Below are 7,224 nucleotides of genomic sequence, written 5' to 3'. Positions count from 1 at the left end.
TCCAGCAACGCTCCCTTCCTTTCCCTCCGGAGGGGGAAAGGTGGCGCTGCGAAGCAGCGACGGATTGGGGGAACCACCTGGCAATCAAGCCTCGGCCTGATCAGTCGCGCCAGTCACAGAAGATGTGTGAATAGCCTAGCCCTTGTGGGGAGAGATCAGCAGCTCATGCCCCCTCACCCCACCACAACGACAAAATGCTTCGTCACCGGCTCGATGATCTTCCACGTCCCTTTGAAATCGGCCTCGACCACGAAAGCATCGCCGGGGCCGACCTCGACCGGCTCGCCGCCGTCGGGCGTGATGATGATGCGGCCGGCGATCATGTGGACGAATTCATAGTCGGTGTAGGTGGCGTGATAGGTGCCGGGCGAAGCGCGCCAGGTGCCGGACATCACCTTGCCGTCCTCGGTGGTGTGCTGCACGGCCGTCTGCATGGTCGGCCTGCCCTCCACGACGATCCAGCCCGGCAGGTCGCCGGCCTCGGCATGCTCGACGGGGCCGAATTTGAGAATGGTCTGCTTGGTCATGGGAGCTCCTGCGGTTGAAATTTACGTCGGTGTGGCATAGCCGATGGCGCCAAGGGTGCGCGAGCGATGCTGCGACATCGCGCGACGCGCTATTCCCCCTGATCCGTGCATCTTGCGGGGGAGCGAGCGTTTTCCCGCATTTGCGAACGGGCTCGTCCCTGAGATAGGGCCGCGCATTTTCCTCGGAACACCGGTCCCGTCGAAACCGTTTATCCCCTGAAGGGGCGTCCTGCAACTCAAGGAGGCAGCGATGAAAAGGCTTCTACTTGCTTCGATGATCGCCATCGCCTCGGCGTTCGCGATCGCGCCGGCCAGCGCCGGTAGCGTGCAACTGGGCATTGGCATCGGGCCGGGCTATGATGACGGCTATTATGACGATTACGGCGGATACTACCCTCACCGCTATTATCGCCATGTCTACAATGACGACTACGACAATGGCGGCTATGTGGTTCGCTACCATCACCGCTATTATCGCCATCATTGCCGAACCGAACTGGTGAGCCACTGGCGCCACCACCACCGCGTGGTGGAGGAGGTGCGCGTCTGCGGTAACGGCTACAACGGCTACTAGAGTCACCCTGGTTGGATAGCGCGGAACGGCTTTCGCCCGCTCCGTGCTGTCGTCCGACGTGTGCCTGGAGCGCCTCGCGCGCTCACGAAGCCCTCAAATGTTGCTGATTGTGCAGGACGCCGCAATTTGTGGGCTTGCCGCACGTTGTCCTGGGTGAACCTTCAGGAGGTTGCCATGAAAAAATTCCTGTTTGCCTCGGTGTTCGCCCTGGCCTCGACAGCGGCCGTCATCACATCGGCGGATGCAGGCAACGTATTCCTGGGCGGCAGTTACTTCGACTACGGCCCGTTCGGCGATTTTTACGACAGCTACAACTACGCTCCGGTGTACGGCTCCTATTGGGACGGCCCCTATCAGGATGACGGGCCCGGCTACGGCCCGGCCTACAGCAACGACTATGAAGGCGGCTATGTTGCCCCGCCGAGCCGCTATCGTGTCGTAAAGCACGGCCGCCATTGCCGGATCGAAATGGTCAGAACCCGCAGCCACGACCACAGGTTCACGCGGGAGGTGCGCGTCTGCAGCTAGACGATCCGCCGCCGGGAAGCAGGCGCGGCTTCAAATCCCGCCGATTTTCGCGCCGGGCCCACTGTCTTAGGCAGCTTTTCGGCTCGTCAAGCGTTGTCAGTGCGAACCTTCAGGAGGAGGTTTGCCATGAAAAAGCTTCTACTTGCCTCGGCAATCGCCATCGCTTCGGCAGTGGCCACGGTCGCGCCGGCAGATGCGCAAGGCTTCTTCGGTCTCGGGATCGGGCCGTTTGGCGGCTATCCGTTCTACGGCGGCCCGTTCTATGGCGGCCCGTTCTACGATTACGGCGGCCGCTATTATGGGCCGCGCTACTATGATGACTACTATCCCGGCTACGTGGTCCGCTATCCGCACTACCGGTACCATCGGTATTACAGACACTACTACATCTATCCCCACCGGTACCACCATAGGCATCATTACCGGCACCACAGGCATCACCACGGGTACTATTACCGGTATTAGCGGGTGATGCGGCCGGCGGACCGATCTCCCTCCTCGTGGGGGAGATCGCATATGGCTTTTGGGAGTTCGGATAACCTGCATGCCTTAATGGCGTCATCCTCGGGCTTGTCCCGAGGATCTACCGGCCTGCCTGAACTGGGCGCTATATCCGCGTGCGACGGCGGATCCTCGGGATAAGCCTGAGGATGACGGCGTTGCTTTGGCCTTCGCCAATAAACCCCATATGCGATTGCGCTGCTCCTCGTGGGGGAGATCGCGTCGGCGCCTTGCAAATTACCGGCAAAATGCCATCTAATTCTCCGGCATCCACGGAGAACATCCTTGACGCAGCGAAGCGGCAGCGCCGACCTGCCGCTGCATGGCGGGCGGGTCCCGAAATGGCTGGGCGATCGGATGACGAAGCTCGGCGCGGTGCTGTGCGAAGCGATCATCCACCATTACGGCCGCGACGAGCTTTTGCGCCGTCTGGCGCATCCCTTCTGGTTCCAGTCCTTCGGCGCGGTGATGGGCATGGACTGGCATTCGTCCGGCATCACCACCTCGGTCATCGGCGCGCTGAAACGGGGGCTCAACCCGCTCAGCAATGAGCTTGGCATCCATGTCTGCGGCGGGCGCGGCGCGCATTCGCGCAAGACGCCCGGCGAGTTGATTGCCATCGGCGAGCGCGTCGGGCTGGACGGCGATGCCCTGGCCACCGCCAGCCGGCTCGTCGCCAAGGTGGACAGCGCCGCCGTGCAGGACGGCTACGACCTCTATCTGCACGGCTTCATCGTCACCGATGACGGGCGCTGGGTGGTGGTGCAGCAAGGCATGAACGGGGACGCCCGCCAGGCACGCCGCTACCACTGGCTGTCGGAGGGGCTCAAAAGCTTCGTCGACCAACCGCATGCGGCGATCGAGGGCGAGCGCCAGAGCGAGATCGTCAACCTGACCGACCGTCGCGCCGAGAAAGCCCGCGGCGGCCAGATCGCGCTGCTCAAGACGATGAGCCCGGAAAAGATCCTGACCGAGCTGGCCGCGCTGGAACCGCGGTCGGAGCCTGAACCGGCCGCGCAGCCGCTGCTGCCCAACCTCGTCATGCCGGCGCATCACGATGTGCGCGAAAGCGACATCGTGATGCGCCGCCTGCACAGCAACATCGCCTCGGCCATCGAAAGCGGCCCGAAGGATTTTCCTGAATTGCTGCTGGTCCCCGGCGTCGGCCCGCGCACGGTGCGGGCTCTGGCCATGGTGTCGGAAGTGGTGCACGGCGCCCCCTATCGCTTCTCCGACCCGGCCCGCTTCTCCCTCGCCCATGGCGGCAAGGACCGCCACCCCTTCCCCGTGCCGCTGAAAGTCTATGACGAGACGATCGCCGTGCTGAAATCGGCGGTGGGAAAGGCGAGGCTCGGAAGAACCGAAGAGTTGGAGGCGCTGAGGCGGCTGGATGGTGAGTCCCGTCGGATGGAGCGCTACGTGACGGGGCCGAGCCTGAAGGAGATCGTCGCGGGTGAGATGGACCAGTCGCATTTGCTGGGCGGGCGGAGCGTGTTCGGGTGGGAGGGGAAGCCGGAGGGTCGCGACTTGGAGAGCAGAAGCGGGCCGGGAAGAAAGGGCGGCGATGATCAAGGCTGAGGCTGGGAGAGTGCCGCGGACGCCTCCTTGCTTCCAGCTTCGGCGGCTAGTTTCAGCCACTTCAGACTCTCGGCAGGGTCGGTTCTCACCCCGTCAGCGCCGCTGGCATAAGCCTTTGCAACCATAAGCTGGTACGGCGCAGCAGGATCGGCGCCTTCCTCGGCAACCAGCGGGCCCCTCGAACCGAGCCGATGGAACCAGTATATGGCATCCGCATCACTCTTCGGTATGCCGCCCCATCCGTAGGCGTAGATTGATCCTACTAGCATCTGGGCAGATCGATCCCCAAGCTGCGCCAGCGGTTTCAGGTTCGCCAATGCAGCGGTGCCGTCCTCTCGCTTCAGCGCTTGTACACCTCTGTCCATCTCATTTGTTTCGCAGCAGCAACAACCCCACGCTAATTGCTGCCACCACGACCAGGCCTATCAGGAGCCAAGCAATCAGTCTGGTCCTCGCTTTAGGCATATCCCCACCCGCTACATTTCGAACCGATTGCATTGCTTTAACAACAATACCGACTCATCGTACCAATAACCATCTTTCGACAACTTGACTGTTTTGTTCTCTGCTTATGGTTATCCCAAGATCAACCAGCACTTTCTAATATTCACCCTACCTTCCTTCCCATCATCCCATAATGCACCGCCAACAAATCCAGCCCGATCTTCAGCAGCTTGACCACCACGTCGCGCCCGTCGCCGGTGCGTTCGGCGACGGCCTTCACCGACTGGCCTTCGAGGCAGATTTTTCGGACCGCTTCAGCCACTTCCCAATGGGCGAGCGCAGCGGCGGCGTGGGCATACGCCCGGCCGGCTGACAGCACCCGGTCCGGGACGCCGCCGCCGATTCGACCGCTATCGACTCGCTCGCTCCAGGATTGCGGCAGCAGGCCTTCGCGTTGACTACGCTCGAAATCGTCGCGGAAGCGCTGGCCGGCTTCGCGCTGCTGGCGGCTGAGCGAGGTGACGCCGGTGAGCGGGTCGACATTGCGCAGGCGCACGACGCCGCCGGTGGAGGTGTAGCCGCCGTTCGACACCTCGTAGATGCGGCGCGCTTCCGCCGTACCGGTGGTGAGGCGCTGGCGGCCGAAGCCGTCGGGCTTCAGCGCGAAGTCGTGACCGATCTCGCGGCGGATGCGTACCTGCTCGGCCTCGCCCTTGGGGAGCTTTGGCGGCTGGGGTTTCTTGGCGGATTTGCGGGGCATGGTGCGGTCCTTGGGTTGGAATTCTATAGATGTTGGCGCGAGGCATCCCTCATCCGGCTCGGCGCAGAGCGCCGAGCCACCTTCTCCCACAAGGGGAGAAGGAGAGCCTGGCGCCCTCACATCACCTGCCGCGATGGCCGTGAAACCTTGCATGGTGATGGGCGCAGTAGGAGCGCGTGGCCGACGTCGGCAGGCCGCAGCAGAGCATGTCCAGTCCCGGGCGCGTGCCGACGGGATCGGCTTCGGCATCCTGGCGCAGCGCGAGATCGAGCGGCGCGCGGCAGCGGCCGAACAGGCAGTCGAGGAAGCGCATGGCCGCTACATGCGGCTGGCGGCCAGGGTTCACCGGAGGCGGCGGCGCTGGCAGCTTGTAGAGATGCGCTTCGGATTTTTCGCGGGTGCCAGGGGCGAGCCAGGCGGGCGGAAGCGTGCGCGCGGGTTTGCGGGCTTTGGATTTTTTGGGCTTGGGGGTGCGGGCAGTGATGAGGTCCGGATTCACCGAGGCGCCATACGCGGATACGTCGGCGGGACAGCGTCCCTCTCTGTCCTGCCCGTCCTCCGCAGCGGCTGCGCAGCAGTTGCGGAGGGTGGACTGGGCATCTCCCCCACTTGGGAGAAGATTGGCGGTTGCGGCGCCGGCGGTCTCCACCAATTCGGCATGCCTTGAAAGCGCGGCGGGTTCGGAGAGCGTCACCTCTCCGGCGGCCACCCTTCTCCGCCCGCCCGGACGATCCGGCCGGGCGGGCTTCTTCGGCCTGCCGCCGGCGCGGCCGCCCTTGGGGTTGGCGAAGCCGATGGCGCTCAAACCGGCGTTGCGGTGGACGATGCCGATAATGGCGTTGCGCGAGACCGGGCTGCCGCGCAGCGCGCTGAAGCGGCCGGCGATGCGCGAGGCCGACAGCCCCTCCTTTAGCAAAGCGGCGATCTCGTCGATTTCCTTCTCGGTGTAGGCGGCTGCCATCTGCTCATTCCGTTGATTGCGAAGCACTTGGGGCGAAGCGCCAGGCTTCAGGCCAAGCGCCAGGGTTCGGCCGCGAGGCCGTTTGGTGGTCAGGTCAGCGAAGGCGTTGAAGGTCAGGCGGCGCCGGCAGCGTTGTCTTGGCGCAATTCCGGACGGAAAACCGCTTCGCACTTTTTCTGGAATTGCTCCGGCGCCGCGCCGGTCAGTCGGAGAAGAGCGGCCTCGGCCGCAGTCCGCGTCAGGCCCGACACCGCGCGGCCCGTCATCCGGTCGAACAGGATGACGGTGCCGTCCTCGGTGCGGATGCAGCTTATGCCCGAATTGGGGGCCGGAGCCGGGGGAGGAACGGCTCCGGCCGTTCCGGTGAACCGGGGTGCGGGCGGTTCAGCCGGATCCGGGGCAAGCGCCCCGGAATGCGCCCGGACCGGGGACGGTCCGGACGATTGGAATTCGACAGGCGATTCGAACGGCGGTTCGAACGGCGGTTCGAATTGGAAAGGCAGCGCGTTCATGCCGCCTCCTTTTGCATGGCGGCGAACGCGTCGATGCTCCGCCAGGTATCGATAAGCCCTGAGATGCCCGTGGGCGGCACCGGAATCACCGGCAGTGCGGAAATGCTTGCGGGATGTTCATTCATGCGCTAAGCGTACGTTATGTACGAAATTGGCGCAAGCGAAATCGTACACTTCGGACGATAATTTTCAGGCATTTTGTACGATGATGGATTCTCGGCACAGATTGCAGCAGGCGCGCGCCCAGGCCGGCTATGCCTCGCCCAGCGATGCGGCACGGGCCTTGCGTGACATCAACAAGAACACGCTGATCAGCCACGAGAACGGCAACCGGCCGCTGTCGCGCAAGGCGGCGGAGAAATACGGCCGGCTGTTCGGCGTCGACCCCGGCTGGCTCTTGTTCAACGCGGACGGCGCAGAGGCGGCGCCGGTCAATTTCGCCCCCTCGCCCGTCACCATAGATGTGCCGATCGTGTCGTGGATCAGCGCCGGCGAGCTCGGCAGCCAGGATAGTGTCGTCAACCTCTCCGACTATCCGACCATCCCCACCGCCGATCTCGAGGAAGGCGAGTGGATCGCGCTGCGCGTTGACGGGCCGTCGATGAACAAGATCTCGCCGCCGGATTCGATCATCTTCGTCAACCTGCGCGACAAGCGGCTGGTGACCAATGGCTGCTACGTGATTTCAGACGAGACGGGACGCGCCACCTACAAGCGCTGGCGCCCGAACGACAATCCGCCTTTCCAGCCGGCATCCTATCTCGACATCCCGCCGCCGGAGCTGGAAGGCGCGATCACGATCATCGGGCGGGTGAAGCGGTCGATGATCGATATGTGAG

General features: G+C 63.8%; 11 protein-coding genes. 5 read left to right on the top strand and 6 right to left on the bottom strand.

The window, feature by feature from the left end; genetic code table 11:
• Positions 1-173: 173 nt before the first annotated feature.
• On the bottom strand, positions 174-527 hold the full coding sequence (locus FJ425_RS25095) for a cupin domain-containing protein (protein ID WP_140631658.1): 354 nt from the start codon (positions 525-527) through the stop codon (positions 174-176).
• Between the two features lie 250 nt (positions 528-777).
• On the opposite strand from FJ425_RS25095, the gene FJ425_RS25090 reads away from it, so the two are divergent.
• The 4 genes from FJ425_RS25090 (at position 778) to FJ425_RS25075 (ending at position 3,708) form a co-directional block, all read left to right on the top strand.
• Positions 778-1,101 (top strand): hypothetical protein, encoded by a 324-nt coding sequence (locus FJ425_RS25090; RefSeq protein ID WP_140631661.1) that lies wholly within the window; start codon positions 778-780, stop codon positions 1,099-1,101.
• 174 nt (positions 1,102-1,275) lie between these two features.
• A complete protein-coding gene (locus FJ425_RS25085; protein ID WP_140631664.1) occupies positions 1,276-1,629 on the top strand; it encodes a hypothetical protein in 354 nt (117 codons plus the stop codon).
• Between the two features lie 126 nt (positions 1,630-1,755).
• Positions 1,756-2,094: a hypothetical protein gene (locus tag FJ425_RS25080; protein ID WP_140631667.1), complete on the top strand. Its 339-nt coding sequence runs from the start codon at positions 1,756-1,758 to the stop codon at positions 2,092-2,094.
• A gap of 321 nt (positions 2,095-2,415) precedes the next feature.
• Positions 2,416-3,708 carry a DUF763 domain-containing protein gene (locus tag FJ425_RS25075; protein WP_140631670.1) on the top strand — a complete coding sequence of 431 codons (1,293 nt, stop codon included), beginning with the start codon at positions 2,416-2,418 and terminating at the stop codon, positions 3,706-3,708.
• Here FJ425_RS25075 and FJ425_RS25070 read toward each other — a convergent pair.
• The 5 genes from FJ425_RS25070 to FJ425_RS32410 all read right to left on the bottom strand — a co-directional run bounded on the left by FJ425_RS25070 (position 3,699) and on the right by FJ425_RS32410 (position 6,510).
• Positions 3,699-4,073: an SEL1-like repeat protein gene (locus FJ425_RS25070; RefSeq protein ID WP_140631673.1), complete on the bottom strand. Its 375-nt coding sequence runs from the start codon at positions 4,071-4,073 to the stop codon at positions 3,699-3,701. The two genes, FJ425_RS25075 and FJ425_RS25070, sit on opposite strands and share 10 nt — an antisense overlap.
• A 242-nt stretch (positions 4,074-4,315) precedes the next feature.
• Positions 4,316-4,912 carry a DUF6456 domain-containing protein gene (locus tag FJ425_RS25065; protein WP_140631675.1) on the bottom strand — a complete coding sequence of 199 codons (597 nt, stop codon included), beginning with the start codon at positions 4,910-4,912 and terminating at the stop codon, positions 4,316-4,318.
• 121 nt (positions 4,913-5,033) lie between these two features.
• Positions 5,034-5,873 (bottom strand): GcrA family cell cycle regulator, encoded by an 840-nt coding sequence (locus FJ425_RS25060; protein ID WP_140726746.1) that lies wholly within the window; start codon positions 5,871-5,873, stop codon positions 5,034-5,036.
• Between the two features lie 113 nt (positions 5,874-5,986).
• A complete protein-coding gene (locus FJ425_RS25055; protein WP_181164908.1) occupies positions 5,987-6,385 on the bottom strand; it encodes a hypothetical protein in 399 nt (132 codons plus the stop codon).
• Positions 6,382-6,510 (bottom strand): hypothetical protein, encoded by a 129-nt coding sequence (locus tag FJ425_RS32410; RefSeq protein ID WP_281405769.1) that lies wholly within the window; start codon positions 6,508-6,510, stop codon positions 6,382-6,384. Before FJ425_RS32410 ends, FJ425_RS25055 begins: the two co-directional genes overlap by 4 nt.
• Positions 6,511-6,590: 80 nt before the next feature.
• On the opposite strand from FJ425_RS32410, the gene FJ425_RS25050 reads away from it, so the two are divergent.
• Positions 6,591-7,223 carry a S24 family peptidase gene (locus tag FJ425_RS25050; protein ID WP_140631678.1) on the top strand — a complete coding sequence of 211 codons (633 nt, stop codon included), beginning with the start codon at positions 6,591-6,593 and terminating at the stop codon, positions 7,221-7,223.
• Position 7,224 lies beyond the last annotated feature (1 nt).

The organism is Mesorhizobium sp. B2-7-2, from assembly GCF_006440775.1.
Taxonomy (GTDB): Bacteria; Pseudomonadota; Alphaproteobacteria; order Rhizobiales; family Rhizobiaceae; genus Mesorhizobium.
Note: the sequence above shows the minus strand (reverse complement) of the source record. Positions and strands in the feature narration are given on the sequence as shown.

What these genes read in the sequence shown, in the direction of transcription:
- FJ425_RS25095 (WP_140631658.1), bottom strand. Translation starts at nt 527, where the DNA reads ATGACCAAGCAGACCATTCTCAAATTCGGCCCCGTCGAGCATGCCGAG.
- FJ425_RS25090 (WP_140631661.1), top strand. Translation starts at nt 778, where the DNA reads ATGAAAAGGCTTCTACTTGCTTCGATGATCGCCATCGCCTCGGCGTTC.
- FJ425_RS25085 (WP_140631664.1), top strand. Translation starts at nt 1,276, where the DNA reads ATGAAAAAATTCCTGTTTGCCTCGGTGTTCGCCCTGGCCTCGACAGCG.
- FJ425_RS25080 (WP_140631667.1), top strand. Translation starts at nt 1,756, where the DNA reads ATGAAAAAGCTTCTACTTGCCTCGGCAATCGCCATCGCTTCGGCAGTG.
- FJ425_RS25070 (WP_140631673.1), bottom strand. Translation starts at nt 4,073, where the DNA reads ATGGACAGAGGTGTACAAGCGCTGAAGCGAGAGGACGGCACCGCTGCA.
- FJ425_RS25065 (WP_140631675.1), bottom strand. Translation starts at nt 4,912, where the DNA reads ATGCCCCGCAAATCCGCCAAGAAACCCCAGCCGCCAAAGCTCCCCAAG.
- FJ425_RS25060 (WP_140726746.1), bottom strand. Translation starts at nt 5,873, where the DNA reads ATGGCAGCCGCCTACACCGAGAAGGAAATCGACGAGATCGCCGCTTTG.
- FJ425_RS25055 (WP_181164908.1), bottom strand. Translation starts at nt 6,385, where the DNA reads ATGAACGCGCTGCCTTTCCAATTCGAACCGCCGTTCGAACCGCCGTTC.
- FJ425_RS32410 (WP_281405769.1), bottom strand. Translation starts at nt 6,510, where the DNA reads ATGAATGAACATCCCGCAAGCATTTCCGCACTGCCGGTGATTCCGGTG.
- FJ425_RS25050 (WP_140631678.1), top strand. Translation starts at nt 6,591, where the DNA reads ATGATGGATTCTCGGCACAGATTGCAGCAGGCGCGCGCCCAGGCCGGC.